Raw genomic sequence first — 18,796 nt, forward strand, 5'->3', positions numbered from 1 at the left:
TGGTAGTGTGGGGTTTCCCCATGTGAGAGTAGGTCATCGTCAAGATTCATTTCGCAAAACCCCTATCTGCGCGAGCAGGTAGGGGTTTTGTCTTTGTGCCTGGAAAAACTGTAGGAGCCGGCTCGCCGGCGATGCGCCGCGTCAGCCGCTCCCTGGGCCCACGCTCATGGAAAGTGTGACTCGAACACCGATACAGTTCCTCATATGGCCATCTCCCACAATTCGAGTCGGAACACTAGAATAGAGCCGACGCATCCATTCAGAACCCCTTTATGCCTAACCCTGTCGAACCCGAAGCGCTCGCGCAGCTGCGGCTGGATGAACTGGTGGCCTGCCACGAGTGCGACCTGCTGATGCGCAAGCCAACCCTGCAGCATGACGAGAAGGCCCTGTGCCCACGCTGCGGCTATGAGCTCTATGCCCATCGCCACAACCTGGTCAACCGAAGCCTCGCCCTGGTGCTGACGGCCCTGCTGTTGTACGTGCCGGCCAACTTCCTGCCGATCATGCAACTACACCTGCTCGGTCAGACCTCCGACGATACGGTCTGGAGTGGCGTGCTCGGCCTGTACAACTCAGAGATGCGCGGCATCGCCGTGGTGGTGTTCCTGTGCAGCATGGCCATCCCGCTGCTGAAGCTGCTGTGCCAGCTGGCGGTGCTGTTGAGCATCCGTTTCGACTTCGGTCGCAGCTATGGCCTGCTGATCTATCGTATCTACCACCACCTGCGTGAGTGGGGGATGCTCGAGGTCTACTTCATGGGCGTGCTGGTGGCCATCGTCAAGCTGGTCGACCTGGCCGAGCTGAGCATCGGCCTGGGCCTGTTCTGCTTCATCAGCCTGCTGCTGGTGCAGGTCTGGCTCGAGGTGGTCATGTCGCCGCACCAGATCTGGGTGGCCTTGTCGGGGGAGGATGTCCATGCGGGCGATTGATGCAGGCATCCTGGTCTGCAATGAATGCCATGAGCTGAACCGCCATGAGCCTGGCAGCACCTCGCAGGCCTGCACCCGTTGCGGGGCGGTGGTGCACGCTCGGCGGCCCAACAGTATCGTGCGTACCTGGGCGCTGCTGGTCACGGCGATGATTCTCTATATCCCGGCCAACGTGCTGCCGATCATGACCGTCAGTGCCCTGGGGCAGGGCAGCCCGGACACCATCATGTCTGGCGTCATCACGCTGATGAAGCACGGCATGTTGCCGATCGCCGCCGTGGTGTTCATCGCAAGCATCCTGGTGCCCACCTTCAAGCTGGTGGGTATCGCCCTGCTGCTCTATTCGGTGCAACGCCACCAGCCCCTGTCCGCACGGCAGCGCATCCTGATGTACCGCTTCATCGAATTCATCGGCCGCTGGTCGATGCTGGACATCTTCGTCATCGCCATTCTCGTGGCCGTGGTGAATTTCGGCCGCATCGCCAGTGTCGAAGCCAACCTGGGCGCTGTCGCCTTCGCCACTGTGGTGATCCTGACGATGCTCGCCGCTTTAACTTTCGATCCCCGACTGATCTGGGACAACACGGAGTCGGATGACGACCATGAGTGACTTGCCTACGGCTAAAACCCGCCCAGCTTCGAACTGGTCGGCCATCTGGATCCTGCCGCTGATTGCCTTGGCGATCGGCGGCTGGCTGGCATGGCAAGCCTACAAGGATGCCGGCATCGAGATCCAGGTGCGCTTCGAGAGTGGCGAGGGCATCGTCGCCAACAAGACCGAGGTCATCTATAAAGGCATGTCGGTGGGCAAGGTGGTCGCCCTGGTGCTGGATGACAAAGGGGACAGCCGTGGCGTCGTCGCCACCGTCGAGATGCGCAAGGAGGCAGGCCCGCACCTGACCAAGGGCACGCGCTTCTGGCTGGTCAAGCCGAGCGTCAGCCTGGCAGGTATCTCGGGCCTGGAGACACTGGTTTCAGGTAACTACATTGCCGTCGATCCGGGGGAGGGGGAGCCTACCAAGCGCTTCACCGCGCTCAAGGAAGCTCCGCCACTGTCCGATGCCGAGCCTGGCTTGCACCTGACCCTCAAGGCCGAGCGACTGGGCTCGCTCAACCGCGACAGTCCGATCTTCTACAAGCAAATCCAGGTCGGTCGGGTGAAGAGCTATCGGCTGTCTGAAGATCAGGGCACGGTAGAGATCAAGGTGTTCATCGCGCCAGCCTATGCCAGCCTGGTGCGCAAGCACACACGTTTCTGGAACGCCAGCGGGGTCAGCATCGATGCCGACCTGTCCGGGGTAAAGGTGCGCACTGAATCGCTGTCGAGCATAGTGGCCGGGGGCATCGCCTTTGCAACGCCGGAGAACCGCAAGGACAGCCCGCCCACCGATCCAAGCCTGCCGTTCCGCTTGTACGAGGACTTCGACGCAGCCCAGGCCGGCATCCGCGTCAAGGTCAAGCTCAGTGATTTCGAAGGTTTGCAGAAGGGGCGTACACCGGTGCTGTACAAGGGCATCCAGGTGGGCACGCTCAAGGATCTCAAGGTCGAAAATGACCTTGCCAGTGCAACGGCCGAGCTGACCCTCGACCCACTGGCCGAGGACTACCTGGTCGAAGGCACGCAGTTCTGGGTGGTCAAGCCGTCGATCTCGCTTGCCGGTATCACCGGCCTCGAGGCATTGGTGAAGGGTAACTACATTGCGGTCCGCCCGGGCGAGCCAGGCGCCAAGCCCCTGCGCGAGTTCGAGGCGCGTGCCAAGGCGCCACCACTGGACCTGAAGGCGCCCGGCCTGCACATGGTGCTGTTCGCCGACACCCTGGGCTCGCTGGAAGTGGGCAGCCCGGTGATGTACCGCCAGGTGCGCGTGGGCAGCGTGCAGAGCTACCAGTTCGCTCGCAACAGCAAGCGCATCCTGATTGGCGTGCACATCGAGAAGGAATACGCCAACCTGGTCAACGGTTCCACGCGCTTCTGGAATGCCAGTGGCATCACCCTGACCGGTGGCCTGTCGGGTATCCAGGTCAAGAGCGAGTCGCTGCAGACGCTCATGGCCGGCGGTATCGCCTTCGACACGCCGAAACCGGATGTACCACTCAAACGGCATATCCCGCGTTTCCGCCTGCATGAAAGCCAGGACGCGGCCAACCGTGCCGGTACCCTGATCACCATTCGCGTGGACCGCGCCGATGGCCTGAAGCCGGGCACGCCGATCCGCTTCCGCGGGTTGGACGTGGGCAGCGTAGAGAGCGTCGACCTGACCGGCGACCTGCAGGCGGTCCTGCTCCGTGCGCGGATTACTCAGGCGGCTGAGCGTATCGCCCGCGTGGGTACGCAGTTCTGGGTGGTCAAGCCTGCCTTGGGGCTGGTGCGTACCCAGAATCTCGACACGCTGATCGGCGGCCAATACCTGGAGGTGCTGCCAGCGCTCAAGGATAAAGGGCCGCAGCGTGACTTCATCGCCCTGGGCGATGCCCCCGAGGTGAAAGGCGAGGAGGTCGGCCTGCCGCTGACCTTGAGCGCGGCGCGTCGTGGCTCGATCAAGCCGGGCGTGCCGGTCACCTACCGTGAGATCGCAGTGGGTAAGGTCACCGGCTTCGAACTGGGCCAGACCGCCGACCGGGTACTTATCCACATCCTTATCGAGCCTCGCTACGCCGGATTGGTGCGTGGCGGCAGCCGCTTCTGGAACAGCAGCGGGTTCGGCTTCGATTGGGGGCTGTTCAAGGGCGCCACGGTACGTACCGAGTCGGTGGAGACCTTGATCGAGGGTGGGATTGCCTTCGCCACGCCCGATGGCGAGCAGATGGGCAACCCGGCGCGACCGCAGCAGACCTTTGCGCTGTTCGACAAGCCGGAGGATGAGTGGATGCAGTGGGCGCCGAAGATCCAGATCGGCAAGTAATGATGGGATGGGCCGCTATGCGGCCCTTTCGCCGCGGTTCTTCGTCACGACAAGCCGGCTCCCACGCCGACCGCGTTGGCCTTGGGCCATTCGATATTCTGTGGCAGCCGGCTTGCAGGTTGCCTCGAAGGCATCGACGCTAATGCAGTTTTGGCGAGTAACGAGAAAAATCACAGGCATAAAAAAACCGACCCTAGGGTCGGCTTTTTCGACAAGAACGTCGCTTAGGCAGCTGCAGCTTCTTTCAGTGCCTTGATGTGGCCATTCAGACGGCCTTTGTGGCGAGCAGCTTTGTTCTTGTGGATGATACCCTTGTCGGCCATACGGTCGATTACAGGTACAGCCAGAACGTAAGCGGCTTGCGCTTTTTCGGCGTCTTTTGCGTCGATGGCCTTGACTACATTCTTGATGTAGGTACGGACCATGGAACGCAGGCTGGCGTTGTGGCTGCGACGCTTCTCAGCCTGTTTTGCACGTTTCTTGGCGGAAGGTGAGTTGGCCACCGTCGAGCTCCTCGAAAGACTTTAGGTAAATAGCAAACAAAATAGGCCGCGAATCATGCCGATGAGTCGATCGGATGTCAAGGCCACCTGCAAGGTTCCGCCGAGTGGTGAGCCAACAGGAGGGAAATATTCCTTTCTGTCGCACGACCTGTAAACTCGGGAATTTTTGGCTCCCCTGCGAAGGCGCGGGAGTATCGCACATTCGGACGCTGTCTGGCAGCGTCCTCTGCCCCTGGCGTGAAACTTTTCGATGAACCTGCTCAAATCCCTGGCCGCGGTCAGCTCCATCACCATGATTTCCCGGGTGCTCGGCTTCGTGCGCGATACCATCCTGGCGCGGGTGTTCGGCGCCGGCATCGCTACCGATGCCTTCTTCATCGCCTTCAAATTGCCCAACCTGCTGCGGCGGATCTTCGCCGAAGGCGCGTTCTCCCAGGCCTTCGTGCCGATCCTTGCCGAGTACAAGACCCAGCAGGGCGAGGAGGCCACCCGTACCTTCGTCGCCTATGTCAGTGGCCTGCTGACCCTGATCCTGGCCGTGGTCACCGTCATCGGCATCCTCGCCGCGCCCTGGGTGGTCTGGGTCACGGCACCTGGGTTTGTCGACAGCACCGAGAAGTACGAGCTGACCACCGCGCTGCTGCGGGTGACCTTTCCTTATATATTGCTGATCTCGCTGTCGTCGCTGGTCGGTGCGATCCTCAACACCTGGAACCGCTTCAGCGTGCCGGCGTTCACCCCCACGCTGCTCAACGTGGCGATGATTGCCTTCGCCGTGCTGCTCACCCCCTACTTCGACCCACCGATCATGGCCCTGGCCTGGGGCGTGCTGGCCGGTGGCCTGGCGCAACTGCTGTACCAGCTGCCGGCGCTGAAGAAGATCGGCATGCTCGTGCTGCCGCGCCTGAACCTGCGCGATACCGGCGTGTGGCGCGTGCTCAAGCAGATGCTGCCGGCCATACTCGGGGTGTCGGTGAGCCAGATCTCGCTGATCATCAACACCATCTTCGCCTCCTTCCTGGTGGCCGGCTCGGTGTCCTGGATGTACTACGCCGACCGCCTCATGGAGCTGCCCTCCGGCGTGCTGGGCGTGGCCCTGGGCACCATCTTGCTGCCGACCCTGGCCAAGACCTACGCCAACCAGGACCGTGAGGAGTATTCAAGGATCCTCGACTGGGGCCTGCGCCTGTGCTTCCTGCTGGTGCTGCCCTGCACCCTGGCCCTGGGCATTCTCGCCGAACCGCTGACCGTGGCGTTGTTCCAGTACGGCAAGTTCACCGCCTTCGACGCAGCCATGACCCAGCGGGCGCTGGTCGCATATTCGGTGGGGCTGATGGCGATCATCCTGGTCAAGGTGCTGGCACCTGGCTTCTATGCGCAGCAGAATATCCGCACACCGGTGAAGATCGCCGTGTTCACGCTGGTGTGCACGCAGTTGCTCAACCTGGCCCTTGTCGGCCCGCTGGCCCATGCCGGGCTGGCCCTGGCGATCAGCCTGGGCGCCTGCCTGAACGCCGGCCTGCTGTACTGGAAGCTGCGCAGCCAGCAACTGTTCCAGCCGCAACCGGGCTGGGCGATGTTCCTGCTCAAGCTGGTGCTGGCAGTGGCGTTGATGTCGGGCGTGCTGTTGCTGGGCATGCACTACATGCCGGCCTGGGAGCAGGGCAACATGCTCGAGCGCTTCGTGCGCCTGAGCGGTCTGATCGTCGCCGGTGTGGTGACCTATTTCGGTTGCCTGTACCTGTGTGGTTTCCGCCCGCGGCATTTCGCCCGCAAGGCGCTGCACTGAGGCGCGAAAAGGGTCAGGCGTCGGTTTTTCGCATTCCATACCCCGTGGTGGCGCTGCTGCCTGTCACCAGCGCCCGGGTGTGGTTATAATCGGCCACTTTATGAGCAAGAAGCGCGTTATGCAGCTGGTTCGAGGTCTTCACAACCTGCGCCCCGAGCACCGGGGCTGTGTCGCCACCATTGGCAACTTCGACGGGGTCCACCGCGGCCACCAGGCGATCCTCGCGCGCCTGCGCGAACGTGGCCAGGAACTCGGCCTGCCCACCTGCGTGGTGATCTTCGAGCCACAGCCTCGCGAGTATTTTGCCCCGGATACCGCGCCGGCCCGCCTGGCGCGCCTGCGTGACAAGGTCGAGCTGCTGGCCGGCGAGGGCATCGACCGGGTGCTGTGCCTGTCGTTCAACCAGCGCCTGAGCCAGCTCAGCGCCGAGCAGTTCGTCAAGGCGGTGCTGGTCGATGGCCTGGGCGTGCGCCACCTCGAAGTGGGCGACGACTTCCGCTTCGGCTGCGACCGCGCCGGTGATTTCGCCTTCCTCACCGAAGCCGGCAAGCGCCATGGCTTCAGCGTCGAGGCAGCCAACACAGTCATCCAGGACGGCCTGCGGGTCAGCAGCACCGAAGTGCGCAAGGCCCTGGCCGATGGCAACTTCGAGCTGGCCGAATACCTGCTGGGCCGCCCGTACCGCATTACCGGCCGCGTGTTGCATGGCCAGAAGCTGGCCCGCCAGCTCGGCACCCCTACCGCCAACATCCAGCTCAAGCGCCGTCGCGTGCCGCTGTCCGGGGTCTACCTGGCCAGCATCGAAATCGACGGCCAGCAGTGGCCGGGTGTCGGTAATATCGGAGTACGCCCCACCGTTGCCGGTGACGGGCGTCCTCACCTGGAGATTCATCTCCTGGACTACGCCGGTGACCTCTATGGCCGGCGCCTGACGGTGGAATTCCACCACAAGCTGCGTGAAGAGCAGCGTTTCGCCTCCCTGGAGGCGCTGAAGTCGGCGATCGACGCGGACATCGCCGCCGCACGTGCCCACTGGCACGCTCAACCGCTAACGAAGAGCCTGAAATGACCGACTACAAAGCCACGCTTAACCTTCCGGACACCGCCTTCCCCATGAAGGCCGGCCTGCCTCAGCGCGAACCGCAGATCCTGCAGCGCTGGGACAGCATTGGCCTGTACCAGAAGCTGCGCGAAATTGGCAAGGATCGTCCGAAGTTCGTCCTGCACGACGGCCCGCCCTATGCCAACGGCAAGATCCATATCGGTCATGCGCTGAACAAGATTCTCAAGGACATGATCGTCCGCTCCAAGACCCTGTCGGGCTTCGACGCCCCGTACGTACCGGGCTGGGACTGCCACGGCCTGCCGATCGAACACAAGGTCGAGGTCACTCACGGCAAGCACCTCTCCGCCGACCGCACCCGCGAGCTGTGCCGCGAGTACGCAGCCGAGCAGATCGAAGGGCAGAAGACCGAGTTCATCCGCCTGGGCGTGCTGGGTGACTGGGACAACCCGTACAAGACCATGAACTTCGCCAACGAGGCCGGGGAGATCCGCGCCCTGGCCGAGATGGTCAAGCAAGGCTTCGTGTTCAAAGGCCTGAAGCCTGTGAACTGGTGCTTCGATTGCGGTTCGGCCCTGGCCGAAGCCGAAGTCGAGTACGCCGACAAGAAATCCCAGACCATTGACGTCGCCTTCCCGGTCGCCGACGAGGCCAAGCTGGCCGCTGCCTTCGGCCTGGCCGCGCTGGCCAAGCCCGCCGCCATCGTGATCTGGACCACCACCCCGTGGACCATCCCGGCCAACCAGGCGCTGAACATCCACCCGGACTTCACCTACGCCCTGGTCGATACCGGCGAGCGCCTGCTGGTGCTGGCCGAAGAGCTGGTCGAGTCGTGCCTCAAGCGCTATGCCCTGGAAGGTTCGGTCATCGCCACCGCCCCGGGTTCGGCCCTCGAGCTGATCAACTTCCGTCACCCGTTCTACGACCGCCTGTCGCCGATCTACCTGGCCGAATACGTCGAGCTGGGCGCCGGTACCGGCGTGGTGCATTCCTCGCCCGCCTACGGTGAAGATGACTTCGTCACCTGCAAGCGCTACGGCATGGTCAACGACGACATCCTCACCCCGGTGCAGAGCAACGGCGTGTACGTCGAGTCGCTGCCGTTCTTCGGCGGCCAGTTCATCTGGAAGGCCAACCCGGCCATCGTCGACAAGCTCAGCGAAGTCGGCGCGTTGATGCACACCGAAACCATCAGCCACAGCTACATGCACTGCTGGCGCCACAAGACCCCGCTGATCTACCGCGCCACCGCGCAGTGGTTCGTCGGCATGGACAAGCAGCCCACCAGCGGCGACAACCTGCGCGAGCGCTCGCTCAAGGCCATCGAAGAGACCAAGTTCGTTCCGGCCTGGGGCCAGGCGCGCCTGCACTCGATGATCGCCAACCGTCCGGACTGGTGCATCTCGCGTCAGCGCAACTGGGGCGTGCCGATCCCGTTCTTCCTGGACAAGCAGACCGGTGAACTGCACCCACGTACCGTCGAGCTGATGGAAGAAGTGGCCAAGCGCGTCGAGCAGCAAGGCATCGAGGCCTGGTTCAAGCTGGATGCCGCCGAACTGCTGGGCGATGAAGCCGGCGAGTACGACAAGATTTCCGACACCCTCGACGTCTGGTTCGACTCCGGCACCACCCACTGGCACGTGCTGCGCGGCTCCCACGATATCGGCCACGCCACCGGCCCGCGCGCCGACCTGTACCTGGAAGGCTCCGACCAGCACCGCGGCTGGTTCCACTCTTCCTTGCTGACCGGCTGTGCCATCGACGGCCACGCGCCGTACCGCGAGCTGCTGACCCACGGCTTCACCGTGGACGAGAACGGCCGCAAGATGTCCAAGTCGCTGGGCAACACCATCGAGCCGGAAAAGGTCAACAACACCCTGGGTGCCGACATCCTGCGCCTGTGGGTCTCCGCCACCGACTACTCCGGTGAGATGGCCGTTTCCGAGCAGATCCTGCAGCGCAGCGCCGACGCCTACCGCCGCATCCGCAACACCGCGCGCTTCCTGCTCTCCAACCTGTCCGGCTTCGACCCGGCCCGCGACCTGCTGCCGGCCGAGGACATGCTGGCCCTGGATCGTTGGGCGGTCGACCGCACCCTGCTGCTGCAGCGCGAGCTGGAAGAGCACTACGGCGAGTACCGTTTCTGGAACGTCTACTCGAAGATCCACAACTTCTGCGTGCAGGAGCTCGGTGGCTTCTATCTCGACATCATCAAGGACCGCCAGTACACCACCGGCGCCAACAGTGTCGCCCGCCGCTCCTGCCAGACCGCGCTGTACCACATCAGCGAGGCGCTGGTGCGCTGGATCGCGCCGATCCTGGCGTTCACCGCCGACGAGATCTGGCAGTACCTGCCGGGCGAGCGCAACGAGTCGGTGATGCTCAACACCTGGTACCAGGGCCTGACGGAACTGCCGGCCGACGCCGAGCTGGACCGCGCCTACTGGGACCGCGTGATGGCGGTCAAGGCCGCGGTCAACAAGGAGCTGGAGAACCAGCGCACCGCCAAGGTCATCGGTGGCAACCTGCAGGCCGAAGTCACCCTGTTCGCCGAAGAGGGCCTGACCGCCGACCTGAACAAGCTCGGCGACGAGCTGCGCTTCGTGCTGATCACCTCGGCCGCCAGCGTGGTGCCGTTCGTCCAGGCCCCGGCCGATGCCGTGGCAACCGAAGTGGAAGGTCTCAAGCTGAAGGTGGTCAAGTCCGGCCATGTCAAATGCGGCCGTTGCTGGCACTTCCGCGCCGATGTGGGCAGCCACCCGGAGCATCCGGAAATCTGCGCCCGTTGCGTCGACAACCTGAGCGGTTCGGGCGAGGTGCGCCACTATGCCTAATGCGTCCGCGGGGCGTTTCGGGCGCCTTGCCTGGCTCTGGCTGAGCCTGGTGGTGCTGGTCCTCGACCAGGCCACCAAGGTCTACTTCGAGGGCGCGCTGAGCCTGTACCAGCAGATTGTGGTCATCCCTGACTACTTCAGCTGGACACTGGCCTACAACACCGGCGCGGCGTTCAGCTTCCTGGCCGACAGCTCCGGCTGGCAGCGCTGGCTGTTCGCCGTGATCGCCGTGGTGGTCAGCGCCGTGCTGGTGGTCTGGCTCAAGCGTCTGGGGCGTAACGAGACCTGGCTGGCCGTGGCCCTGGCCCTGGTGCTGGGCGGTGCATTGGGCAACCTGTACGACCGCGTGGTGCTCGGCCATGTGGTCGACTTCATCCTGGTGCACTGGCAGAACCGCCACTATTTCCCGGCCTTCAACCTGGCCGACAGCGCCATTACCGTGGGCGCGGTGATGCTGGCGCTGGATATGTTCAAGAGCAAGAAGTCCGAGGAAGCCGTCCATGACTGAGACCCGTATCGGCCAGAACACCGAAGTCACCCTGCACTTCGCGCTGCACCTGGAAAACGGCGACACCGTCGACAGCACCTTCGACAAGGCCCCGGCCACGTTCAAGGTCGGCGACGGCAACCTGCTGCCGGGCTTCGAGAACGCCCTGTTCGGCTTCAAGGCCGGTGACCAGCGCAAGCTGAGCATCGCCCCGGAGAACGCCTTCGGCCAGCACAACCCGCAGAACGTGCAGGTGATGCCGCGCTCGCAGTTCGAAGGCATGGAGCTGTCCGAAGGGCTGCTGGTGATCTTCAACGATGCCGCCAACACCGAACTGCCAGGTGTGGTAAAAGCGTTCGACGATAACCAGGTGACCATCGATTTCAACCATCCACTGGCTGGCAAGACCCTGAACTTCGAGGTGCAGATCCTCGACGTGAAGGCCGTGTGAGCCTGGAGCCGAGCATGCAAATCAAACTCGCCAACCCGCGCGGCTTCTGTGCGGGGGTCGACCGGGCGATCGAGATCGTCAACCGCGCCCTGGAAGTCTTCGGCCCGCCGATCTACGTGCGCCACGAAGTGGTGCACAACAAGTTCGTGGTCGAAGACCTGCGTAACCGTGGCGCGGTGTTCGTCGAAGAGCTGGACCAGGTGCCGGACGACGTCATCGTCATCTTCAGCGCCCATGGTGTTTCCCAGGCCGTGCGCCAGGAAGCCGCGGGCCGTGGCCTGAAGGTGTTCGATGCCACCTGCCCGCTGGTGACCAAGGTGCATATCGAGGTGGCCAAGTACAGCCGTGATGGCCGTGAGACCATTCTCATCGGCCACGAAGGGCACCCGGAAGTCGAAGGCACCATGGGCCAGTACGACGCCAGCAACGGCGGTGCCATCTACCTCGTCGAGGATGAGGACGATGTTGCCAGGCTGCAGGTGAACGACCCCGACCACCTGGCCTTCGTCACCCAGACCACGTTGTCGATGGACGACACCAGCCGGGTGATCGACGCCCTGCGCGCACGCTTCCCGAACATCGGTGGCCCGCGCAAGGACGACATCTGCTACGCCACGCAAAACCGCCAGGACGCCGTCAAGCAACTGGCCGACGAGTGTGACGTGGTGCTGGTGGTCGGCAGCCCCAACAGCTCCAACTCCAACCGCCTGCGCGAGTTGGCCGAGCGCATGAGCACCCCGGCCTACCTGATCGACGGTGCCGAGGACCTGCAACGCAGCTGGTTCGACGGTGTCCAGCGCATCGGCATCACCGCCGGTGCCTCTGCGCCCGAAGTGCTGGTGCGTGGCGTGATCGAGCAGCTCAAGGCCTGGGGCGCCACCGGCGCCGAAGAGCTCGACGGCCGCGAAGAGAACATCACCTTCTCGATGCCCAAGGAACTGCGGGTTCGCTCGCTGATCTGACTTAGTCACCTGCACAGCGGCGGTCCTCGTCGCTGCGCAGGCTGACCCGGCCACTGGGGCTCAGCACCACCTGATGCTGGCTGCCAGGCCCGCTGCGCTGGCAGATGTCCAGCGTGATGCCGACAAAGCCTTCCCCTATCGGTGCGCCCCGCCTGCTGAAGCGCACCTCCCGCGCAGAACTGGCTACTACCTTTACCGGCTTGGCCAGGCGATGTTCGCGCAACACCTGGCCGTCGTGCTCCTGCGACACACGCCAACCCTTGCCCCAGTCACCTTCCAATGGATGAATCTTCAGCGCCAGTTGTTGCAGCGCGGCTTGGTTGCGCGCAGCGCGCAGTGCCTGCGCCAGTTCCCGGGCGACGGCGGCCAGTTGCAGGGTTTCGCCGAGCCTGGCGTAGGACGTTGCCCCCAGGTGTGTCAGTAGGCTGCCAATCGTCAATGCGCACATCATTTGTAGCAGTGTTACGCCTTGTTGCTTCACCGTGCATTCCTCCCTGGAAGTGCTTCGCTGTAGCTTCCGGCCTGGCCACGCGAGGCGCCAGTCAGCCGGTTCGGGCAGACGGCGAGGAAAGATCCCAGGAGGGCGACGATGCGAGCGAAGGACGGCGGGATGACGCTGCTGGAGGTGCTGCTGGCGATGACGGTGCTGGCGCTTGGGGTGTTCGCCGCAGCGGCCATGCAGGTGCGTGGCATGCAGGCGGCCGAGAGCGCCCGGCGCGACGGTCAGGCGTTGCAACTGGCTCAGGGCATGCTCGAGCGGGTGAGGGCCAGCGGCACGCTCGAAGCGGGGGAGGAGAGTGCCTGGCGCTCGCGGGTCACCCAGGTGCTTGGCGCCTCGGCACAGGGGCGGATCAGGCGCCACGCCGGCATGTTGGAGCTGCAGGTGAACTGGCCGGCCCAGGCAGAGGGCCGCCCGGCCTTGCAGTTGCAGGGCAAGGTACTGCCATGAAACGCGGGCAAGCGGGCGCCGGGCTGGTCGAGGTGTTGCTGGCCGTGGCCCTGGGGTCATTGTTGCTGGTGGCGGCGGGCCAGTTGTTCGGCCAGGCCTATCAGGCCTGGCGGCTGCAAGGCGCGGTGGCGAGGCTGCAGGACGATGCGCGCCTGGTCCTGCAGCGCCTGGCCGAGGATATCCGCATGGCGGGCATGTTCGGCTGCCTGCGCCTTGAGGCGGCGGACTTCGCCGATCCGCAGGCTGCGCTAGCGTTCGCCAGGCCGATCGAGGTCAACGCTGACAGCCTCACGCTGGTAGGCGCCGAGCTGCCGGGATTGCTCGGCGCGCGGGACTGGACCGTGCTTACCGACTGTCGCAGTTGGGCGCGGGTCCAGCGTGGGCAGCATGTACCTGGCGATGCCCAGCTGGCCTTGCCGGTGCGCCGGGTTACCTACCGGGTGCGCAATGGCAGCCTGTTGTTCACCAGCAACGCCCAGCACGCCAGCCTGGTCGATAATGTCCGGGCCCTGCGGGTGCGTCAGGGCGACGGTCGCGTCGACATCGAGTTGCTCATGCAGGACCGTGATCACCGGCTGGAGCAGCGCCATTTCCTGAGTGTGGCCGTGCGCAATCCTGGGGCTGGCGCATGATTCGCCAGCGTGGCGTGGTGCTCTTGCTGGCCCTGAGCCTCAGCCTGCTGCTTGGCCTGCTGACCGCGCTGGGCATGCGCGAGGCCTTGCTGCAGGCGCGGCAGGTCGGCGAACAATGGCGCAGGGCGCAGGCCTTCGAACAGGCCGAAGCCAGCCTGGTGGAAGGGGCCGCGTTGCTGCAAGGCGGGTTGCCTGCGTTGTGTCTTGACTGCCTGCCGCCTGAGCTGCCGAGGGCATCGCCTGTCGCGCCGTGGCGAACCACCGACAGTGGCTACGTGCTGCTCCAGCACCTGGGGCAAACACTCCGTGCTGTCGGCCTGCCACAGGACGAGCGGGTCGACCTGGTACGGATCACGGCGCTGAGCCGCCAGGTGCGTGGCCGACAATTCCTGGAAGCGGTCTATGCCGTGGACGGGCAGGGCAGTATCGGACGCATCAGCTGGCGGCAGCGCCTGGAGGAGGGCTGACATGCAACGGGGCCTTGGTCTGATCGAATTATTGATTGTCGTGGCGCTGATCGGCATGCTGGCAGCCATTGCCTACCCCAGTTACAGCGACCAGCTACGGCGTGCCGCGCGCGGCGAGGTGGTCGGGCTGCTGCAGGAAGCGGCGCTGCGCCTGGAACAGCATCGCGCGTATGTCGGCGGCTACGCCGACACCGAGCAACTCGTCACGGTGTTGTCGGCTGGCAGCCGCTACTACCGCCTGCAGGCTCAGCGCGACGAAGACGCTTTCACTTTGCTTGCCCGCCGTGTGACGGAGACGTTCATGGCAGGCGACCGCTGTGGCGACTTCCGCCTCGATCACGCTGGCGTGCGTGACAACCCAGGCGGCAGCGAAGACGAGCAGACATGCTGGGGAAGCTGAAGATCAAAAGGTGCCCGCGCACCGTGGAATTACTTCAGGTGTTGGATCGAACGATGAGCAAGCAAGTAGTGATTGTCGGCGGTGGCGTCATCGGCCTGCTGACGGCGTTGAACCTGGCGGCGGATGTCGACCGGGTGGTGGTGTGCGACCAGGGCGAAGTAGGGCGTGAGTCGTCCTGGGCCGGTGGCGGCATCGTCTCGCCGTTGTACCCCTGGCGTTATAGCCCGGCGGTGACGGCGCTGGCGCATTGGTCGCAGGATTTTTATCCACAGCTGGGCGAGCGTCTGTTCGCCAGCACCGGCATCGACCCGGAGGTCCACACCACCGGGCTGTACTGGCTGGACCTGGACGACGAAGCCGAGGCGCTGGCCTGGGCGGCGCGTGAGCAACGGCCGCTCAGCGCCGTGGATATCTCGGCTGCTTATGACGCGGTGCCCGTGCTGGGAGCGGGCTACCGCCGCGCCGTGTACATGGCGGGTGTGGCCAACGTGCGCAACCCGCGGCTGGTGAAGTCGCTCAAGGCGGCGCTGCTGGCGCTGCCCAACGTGACCCTGCGCGAGCATTGCCAGATCAGCGGTTTTGTCCATGAAGGCGGGCGTGTCGCCGGGGTACGTACCGAGCAGGGTGTGCTGGCTGCCGACGAGGTGGTGCTCAGTGCCGGTGCCTGGAGCGGCGATCTGCTGCAGACTTTGGGCCTGAGCCTGCCGGTGGAGCCGGTGAAAGGGCAGATGATCCTGTTCAAGTGCGCCGAGGACTTTCTGCCGAGCATGGTCCTGGCCAAGGGCCGCTACGCGATCCCGCGTCGCGACGGGCATATCCTGGTCGGCAGCACCCTGGAGCATGCCGGTTACGACAAGACCCCGACCGCGGATGCACTTGAGAGTCTGAAGGCTTCTGCGGTGGAGCTGCTGCCGGCGCTGGCAGATGCCGAGTTGGTGGGGCACTGGGCTGGCCTGCGCCCTGGGTCGCCGGAAGGCATCCCTTACATTGGCGCGGTGCCGGGGCATGAGGGGCTATGGCTGAACTGCGGGCATTACCGCAACGGGCTGGTGCTGGCGCCGGCGTCGTGCCAACTGTTCAGCGACCTGCTGCTGGGGCGTGCGCCGATCATCGATCCGGCGCCGTATGCGCCTAAAGGGCGGCTGGGGTAAGTTCGTCGTGCCCGCCCTGCCGCCTTGCTTAGCGCTGTTGCCCCGGCCCTTGCTCCAGATGTTGCTGGCTGCAATACCACTCCTTGCCCAACTGCAACGCCCGGTCATTGGGCAGGTGCACGCCGCAATGGGCGCAACGCACCATCTGCAGCGGGTCCTGCAGGCGCGGTTCGGCAGGCGATTGCTGACTGGTCTTGAACTTGCGCCACAGCCAGAACGCGGCGGCGATCAGGGCGATCCAGAAAAGTAGGCGAACCATGGTGTCCAGCTTGTCGAATGAAGAAGGCGACAGTCTAGGACGCGGCCAATAAAAAAGGGAGGCCTCGGGCCTCCCTTTCTTCGCATGCGACGTATCAGTCGAACAGACCGAAGGTCATGTAGCTGAACCAGCTGCGGTCCTTCTCGGCTTCCTTCGGACCTTCCGGCAGGATCGGGTCGCCGTTCTCGTCCTTGGGCAGCAGCTCCTCGGGCATCTCGGAGCGGGCGTCCTGGAACTGCTTGACCACGTCCTGGTTGGCGCGGGTCTCGCCCGGCGGCAGCGGGGTTTTGGTCTCGATCAGGCCCAGGGTGGCCTTGGACAGCCACGAGCGGTTGCCGTTTTCGTCGACCTTGGTGACGAACTGGCCATCGACCAGGCTCGGGTGGTCCGGGTAGTTGAGCTTGAGGGTCTCGAGGCTGGTGGCGGCCAGTTCGTCCAGGTGCATGCGCTGGTACGACTCGACCATCACCGCCAGGCCGTCACCCACCGACGGGGTTTCCTGGAAGTTCTCCACCACATAGCGGCCACGGTTGGCGGCGGCCACATAGGCCTCGCGGCTCAGGTAGTAGTTGGCCACGTGGATTTCGTAGGAGGCCAGCAGGTTGCGCAGGTAGATCATGCGCTGCTTGGCGTCCGGGGCGTAGCGGCTGTTGGGGAAGCGGCTGGTCAGCTGGGCGAATTCGTTGTACGAGTCGCGGGCGGCGCCCGGGTCACGCTTGGTCATGTCCAGCGGCAGGAAGCGCGCCAGCAGGCCGCGGTCCTGGTCGAACGAGGTCAGGCCCTTGAGGTAGTAGGCGTAGTCGACGTTCGGGTGCTGCGGGTGCAGGCGGATGAAGCGCTCGGCGGCGGACTTGGCGGCCTCGGGCTCGGAGTTCTTGTAGTTGGCGTAGATCAGCTCGAGCTGGGCCTGGTCGGCGTAGCGGCCGAACGGGTAGCGCGACTCCAGGGCCTTGAGCTTGTTCACGGCGCTGGTATAGCTGGAGTTGTCCAGGTCGGCCTGCGCCTGCTGGTACAGCTCGGCCTCGCTGAGGTTCTCGTCAATGACTTCCTTGTTCGAGGAACAGGCAGCGGTGAGCCCGAGGATGGCGATCAGCAGCAGGTGTTTCACTTGCATGGCGGCTTGCGTCCCTTTGACGGCCGCTGTCTTGGGCGGTGCCGTCCTGTTATGATGAGCGCCCCCGGCCAAACCCCGGGGCAAAAGAAGCCGTATTTAACCACAAGCGCGCAGCCGAAACCAAAGGCTGAACGCCCGTCGATTCGAGCATGTCCGAGATCATTCAACTTAGCGCAGAGGTCCCGTCCGAACTGGGCGGCCAACGCCTCGACCAGGTCGCCGCCCAATTGTTCGCCGAGTACTCGCGTTCGCGCCTGTCCTCGTGGATCAAAGATGGCCGCCTGACCGTCGATGGCGCGGTGCTGCGGCCGCGCGACACCGTCCACACCGGCTCCATCCTGGCCCTCGAGGCCGAGCAGGAGGCCCAGGGCGAATGGGTGGCTCAGGACATCGAGCTGGACATCGTCTATGAAGATGACCAGATCCTGGTGATCAACAAGCCGGCCGGGCTGGTGGTCCACCCGGCGGCGGGGCACCCCGATGGCACCCTGCTCAATGCCCTGCTGCACCATGTGCCGGACATCGTCAACGTACCGCGCGCCGGTATCGTGCACCGCCTGGACAAGGACACCACGGGCCTGATGGTGGTGGCCAAGACCCTGCAGGCGCAGACCAACCTGGTCGACCAGCTGCAGAAGCGCTCGGTCAGCCGCATCTACGAGTGCATCGTGGTCGGCGTGGTGATCGCCGGTGGCAAGATCGACGCCCCGATCGGCCGCCACGGCGGCGAGCGCCAGCGCATGGCGGTCACCGATGGCGGCAAGCCAGCCGTCAGCCACTACCGCGTGCTCAAGCGCTTCCGCTCACACACCCATGTGCGGGTCAAGCTGGAGACCGGCCGTACCCACCAGATCCGTGTGCACATGGCGCATGTGGGCTATCCGCTGGTCGGCGACCAGACCTACGGCGTGCGCTTCCGCATTCCGCCGGCCGCCAGCGTGGCCATGGTCGAGGCGGTGAAGAACTTCCCGCGCCAGGCCCTGCACGCCCGCTTCCTGGCCCTGGATCACCCGACCACCGGTGAGCGCATGGAATGGGCCTCGCCGCTGCCGGACGACTTCCTCTGGCTGCTGTCGCTGCTCAACGACGACCGCGAGAGCTTCATCGGATGAGTGGCCTGACGCAGGCGCTGATCATTCCCGACTGGCCGGCCCCGGCCTCGGTACGCGCCTGTGTCACCACCCGCGAGGGCGGCGTCAGCCTGCCGCCCTATGAATCCTTCAATCTTGGCGATCATGTGGGCGATGACCCCGCTGCGGTTGCCGAGAACCGTCGTCGCCTGAGCGACGAATTCGCCATCCAGCCCGCCTGGCTCAAGCAGGTGCACGGGCTGGTGGTGGCCGATGCCGATCCCGCCGTGGTCGCCGAGGCCGACGCCAGCTGGAGCGACCAGCCGGGCATCGCCTGCACCGTGATGACCGCCGATTGCCTGCCGGCCCTGTTCTGCGACCGCGCCGGCACCCGCGTGGCCGCCGCCCATGCCGGCTGGCGCGGGTTGGCCGGTGGCGTGCTGGAAGCCACCCTCGACCGCCTGGCCCTGCCACCTGAAGAGGTGCTGGTGTGGCTGGGCCCGGCCATCGGACCGCAGGCGTTCGAGGTGGGCATGGAGGTGCGCGATGCCTTTACCGCCGTGCATCCAGAGGCAGCCGTGGCGTTCGTCGACGGCGAGCGGCCGGGCAAGCTGATGGCCGATATCTACCAGCTGGCGCGAATTCGCCTGGCGGCATGCGGTGTTACTGCCGTGTATGGCGGTGGGTTCTGCACTGTCAGTGATCCGCGCTTTTTCTCCTACCGCCGCACCCCTCAGGGGGGGCGGTTTGCTTCACTGGTGTGGCTCAGCCCTCGCTGAGCCTGGGGCCGCTTCGCGGCCCAATCGCTGGCAAGCCAGCTCCCACATGCC

20 protein-coding genes are annotated in these 18,796 nt (G+C 64.8%); 16 read left to right on the forward strand and 4 right to left on the reverse strand.

Annotated features, from left to right (window positions below):
- Window positions 1-272: 272 nt before the first annotated feature.
- Genes DFS21_RS07150 through DFS21_RS07160 form a run of 3 tightly spaced genes read left to right on the forward strand, consistent with a single transcriptional unit; the run spans window position 273 to window position 3,835 of the window.
- On the forward strand, window positions 273-932 hold the full coding sequence (locus DFS21_RS07150) for a paraquat-inducible protein A (protein WP_102682164.1): 660 nt from the start codon (window positions 273-275) through the stop codon (window positions 930-932).
- Window positions 919-1,542 (forward strand): paraquat-inducible protein A, encoded by a 624-nt coding sequence (locus DFS21_RS07155; protein ID WP_102682163.1) that lies wholly within the window; start codon window positions 919-921, stop codon window positions 1,540-1,542. The genes DFS21_RS07150 and DFS21_RS07155 overlap by 14 nt, the downstream gene beginning before the upstream one ends.
- Window positions 1,535-3,835 carry a PqiB family protein gene (locus DFS21_RS07160; protein WP_110700077.1) on the forward strand — a complete coding sequence of 767 codons (2,301 nt, stop codon included), beginning with the start codon at window positions 1,535-1,537 and terminating at the stop codon, window positions 3,833-3,835. Before DFS21_RS07155 ends, DFS21_RS07160 begins: the two co-directional genes overlap by 8 nt.
- 224 nt (window positions 3,836-4,059) lie before the next feature.
- Here the strand turns inward: DFS21_RS07160 and rpsT are convergent, their stop codons facing one another.
- Window positions 4,060-4,338, reverse strand: a complete 279-nt coding sequence (gene rpsT, locus DFS21_RS07165; protein ID WP_023533220.1) for a 30S ribosomal protein S20 — start codon at window positions 4,336-4,338, stop codon at window positions 4,060-4,062.
- 250 nt (window positions 4,339-4,588) lie between these two features.
- On the opposite strand from rpsT, the gene murJ reads away from it, so the two are divergent.
- From murJ to ispH, 6 genes are all read left to right on the forward strand, one after another.
- Entirely contained in the window at window positions 4,589-6,127 is a 1,539-nt protein-coding gene (gene murJ / locus DFS21_RS07170; protein ID WP_102682161.1) for a murein biosynthesis integral membrane protein MurJ, read from the forward strand.
- A gap of 118 nt (window positions 6,128-6,245) precedes the next feature.
- Window positions 6,246-7,196 (forward strand): bifunctional riboflavin kinase/FAD synthetase, encoded by a 951-nt coding sequence (gene ribF, locus DFS21_RS07175; protein WP_111532037.1) that lies wholly within the window; start codon window positions 6,246-6,248, stop codon window positions 7,194-7,196.
- Entirely contained in the window at window positions 7,193-10,024 is a 2,832-nt protein-coding gene (gene ileS / locus DFS21_RS07180) for an isoleucine--tRNA ligase (protein ID WP_111532038.1), read from the forward strand. Before ribF ends, ileS begins: the two co-directional genes overlap by 4 nt.
- Window positions 10,017-10,532 carry a signal peptidase II gene (lspA, locus tag DFS21_RS07185; RefSeq protein ID WP_102682158.1) on the forward strand — a complete coding sequence of 172 codons (516 nt, stop codon included), beginning with the start codon at window positions 10,017-10,019 and terminating at the stop codon, window positions 10,530-10,532. The genes ileS and lspA overlap by 8 nt, the downstream gene beginning before the upstream one ends.
- On the forward strand, window positions 10,525-10,962 hold the full coding sequence (locus DFS21_RS07190; protein WP_023629753.1) for a peptidylprolyl isomerase: 438 nt from the start codon (window positions 10,525-10,527) through the stop codon (window positions 10,960-10,962). The genes lspA and DFS21_RS07190 overlap by 8 nt, the downstream gene beginning before the upstream one ends.
- A 14-nt stretch (window positions 10,963-10,976) precedes the next feature.
- Complete coding sequence (gene ispH, locus DFS21_RS07195; RefSeq protein WP_102682157.1) at window positions 10,977-11,924, forward strand: 4-hydroxy-3-methylbut-2-enyl diphosphate reductase; 948 nt, start codon at window positions 10,977-10,979, stop codon at window positions 11,922-11,924.
- 1 nt (window position 11,925) lies between these two features.
- On the opposite strand, the gene DFS21_RS07200 is transcribed toward ispH, so the two are convergent.
- Window positions 11,926-12,372: a GspH/FimT family protein gene (locus DFS21_RS07200; RefSeq protein WP_250888470.1), complete on the reverse strand. Its 447-nt coding sequence runs from the start codon at window positions 12,370-12,372 to the stop codon at window positions 11,926-11,928.
- A gap of 141 nt (window positions 12,373-12,513) precedes the next feature.
- Between DFS21_RS07200 and pilV the strand changes: the two genes are divergently transcribed.
- The 5 genes from pilV to thiO are packed head-to-tail and all read left to right on the forward strand — an operon-like array spanning window position 12,514 to window position 15,523.
- Entirely contained in the window at window positions 12,514-12,873 is a 360-nt protein-coding gene (pilV, locus tag DFS21_RS07205) for a type IV pilus modification protein PilV (protein WP_110700069.1), read from the forward strand.
- Window positions 12,870-13,505: a pilus assembly protein PilW gene (locus DFS21_RS07210; protein ID WP_111532039.1), complete on the forward strand. Its 636-nt coding sequence runs from the start codon at window positions 12,870-12,872 to the stop codon at window positions 13,503-13,505. Before pilV ends, DFS21_RS07210 begins: the two co-directional genes overlap by 4 nt.
- Window positions 13,502-13,972: a hypothetical protein gene (locus tag DFS21_RS07215; protein WP_111532040.1), complete on the forward strand. Its 471-nt coding sequence runs from the start codon at window positions 13,502-13,504 to the stop codon at window positions 13,970-13,972. The genes DFS21_RS07210 and DFS21_RS07215 overlap by 4 nt, the downstream gene beginning before the upstream one ends.
- A gap of 1 nt (window position 13,973) precedes the next feature.
- Window positions 13,974-14,372: a type IV pilin protein gene (locus tag DFS21_RS07220; protein ID WP_111532041.1), complete on the forward strand. Its 399-nt coding sequence runs from the start codon at window positions 13,974-13,976 to the stop codon at window positions 14,370-14,372.
- 53 nt (window positions 14,373-14,425) lie between these two features.
- Window positions 14,426-15,523 carry a glycine oxidase ThiO gene (thiO, locus tag DFS21_RS07225; protein ID WP_111532042.1) on the forward strand — a complete coding sequence of 366 codons (1,098 nt, stop codon included), beginning with the start codon at window positions 14,426-14,428 and terminating at the stop codon, window positions 15,521-15,523.
- Between the two features lie 28 nt (window positions 15,524-15,551).
- Here thiO and DFS21_RS07230 read toward each other — a convergent pair whose 3' ends face one another.
- Window positions 15,552-15,782, reverse strand: coding sequence for a PP0621 family protein (locus DFS21_RS07230; protein WP_023632576.1), 231 nt, complete (start codon window positions 15,780-15,782; stop codon window positions 15,552-15,554).
- 94 nt (window positions 15,783-15,876) lie between these two features.
- Window positions 15,877-16,896, reverse strand: a complete 1,020-nt coding sequence (locus DFS21_RS07235) for an outer membrane protein assembly factor BamD (RefSeq protein WP_046854166.1) — start codon at window positions 16,894-16,896, stop codon at window positions 15,877-15,879.
- A 149-nt stretch (window positions 16,897-17,045) separates the two neighbouring features.
- Here DFS21_RS07235 and rluD point away from each other — a divergent pair, with 149 nt between their 5' ends.
- Both rluD and pgeF read left to right on the forward strand, forming a co-directional pair.
- Window positions 17,046-18,008, forward strand: coding sequence for a 23S rRNA pseudouridine(1911/1915/1917) synthase RluD (gene rluD, locus DFS21_RS07240; RefSeq protein ID WP_110604838.1), 963 nt, complete (start codon window positions 17,046-17,048; stop codon window positions 18,006-18,008).
- On the forward strand, window positions 18,005-18,745 hold the full coding sequence (gene pgeF / locus DFS21_RS07245) for a peptidoglycan editing factor PgeF (RefSeq protein WP_111532043.1): 741 nt from the start codon (window positions 18,005-18,007) through the stop codon (window positions 18,743-18,745). The genes rluD and pgeF overlap by 4 nt, the downstream gene beginning before the upstream one ends.
- Window positions 18,746-18,796 lie beyond the last annotated feature (51 nt).

This window comes from Pseudomonas sp. 2848 (genome assembly GCF_003253945.1).
Classification (GTDB): Bacteria; Pseudomonadota; Gammaproteobacteria; order Pseudomonadales; family Pseudomonadaceae; genus Aquipseudomonas.

What these genes read in the sequence shown, in the direction of transcription:
- ileS (WP_111532038.1), top strand. Translation starts at nt 7,193, where the DNA reads ATGACCGACTACAAAGCCACGCTTAACCTTCCGGACACCGCCTTCCCC.
- DFS21_RS07190 (WP_023629753.1), top strand. Translation starts at nt 10,525, where the DNA reads ATGACTGAGACCCGTATCGGCCAGAACACCGAAGTCACCCTGCACTTC.
- ribF (WP_111532037.1), top strand. Translation starts at nt 6,246, where the DNA reads ATGCAGCTGGTTCGAGGTCTTCACAACCTGCGCCCCGAGCACCGGGGC.
- DFS21_RS07155 (WP_102682163.1), top strand. Translation starts at nt 919, where the DNA reads ATGCGGGCGATTGATGCAGGCATCCTGGTCTGCAATGAATGCCATGAG.
- ispH (WP_102682157.1), top strand. Translation starts at nt 10,977, where the DNA reads ATGCAAATCAAACTCGCCAACCCGCGCGGCTTCTGTGCGGGGGTCGAC.
- pilV (WP_110700069.1), top strand. Translation starts at nt 12,514, where the DNA reads ATGCGAGCGAAGGACGGCGGGATGACGCTGCTGGAGGTGCTGCTGGCG.
- DFS21_RS07215 (WP_111532040.1), top strand. Translation starts at nt 13,502, where the DNA reads ATGATTCGCCAGCGTGGCGTGGTGCTCTTGCTGGCCCTGAGCCTCAGC.
- DFS21_RS07235 (WP_046854166.1), bottom strand. Translation starts at nt 16,896, where the DNA reads ATGCAAGTGAAACACCTGCTGCTGATCGCCATCCTCGGGCTCACCGCT.
- DFS21_RS07150 (WP_102682164.1), top strand. Translation starts at nt 273, where the DNA reads ATGCCTAACCCTGTCGAACCCGAAGCGCTCGCGCAGCTGCGGCTGGAT.
- DFS21_RS07230 (WP_023632576.1), bottom strand. Translation starts at nt 15,782, where the DNA reads ATGGTTCGCCTACTTTTCTGGATCGCCCTGATCGCCGCCGCGTTCTGG.
- DFS21_RS07220 (WP_111532041.1), top strand. Translation starts at nt 13,974, where the DNA reads ATGCAACGGGGCCTTGGTCTGATCGAATTATTGATTGTCGTGGCGCTG.
- murJ (WP_102682161.1), top strand. Translation starts at nt 4,589, where the DNA reads ATGAACCTGCTCAAATCCCTGGCCGCGGTCAGCTCCATCACCATGATT.
- lspA (WP_102682158.1), top strand. Translation starts at nt 10,017, where the DNA reads ATGCCTAATGCGTCCGCGGGGCGTTTCGGGCGCCTTGCCTGGCTCTGG.
- DFS21_RS07200 (WP_250888470.1), bottom strand. Translation starts at nt 12,372, where the DNA reads ATGTGCGCATTGACGATTGGCAGCCTACTGACACACCTGGGGGCAACG.
- rluD (WP_110604838.1), top strand. Translation starts at nt 17,046, where the DNA reads ATGTCCGAGATCATTCAACTTAGCGCAGAGGTCCCGTCCGAACTGGGC.
- pgeF (WP_111532043.1), top strand. Translation starts at nt 18,005, where the DNA reads ATGAGTGGCCTGACGCAGGCGCTGATCATTCCCGACTGGCCGGCCCCG.
- thiO (WP_111532042.1), top strand. Translation starts at nt 14,426, where the DNA reads ATGAGCAAGCAAGTAGTGATTGTCGGCGGTGGCGTCATCGGCCTGCTG.
- DFS21_RS07210 (WP_111532039.1), top strand. Translation starts at nt 12,870, where the DNA reads ATGAAACGCGGGCAAGCGGGCGCCGGGCTGGTCGAGGTGTTGCTGGCC.
- DFS21_RS07160 (WP_110700077.1), top strand. Translation starts at nt 1,535, where the DNA reads ATGAGTGACTTGCCTACGGCTAAAACCCGCCCAGCTTCGAACTGGTCG.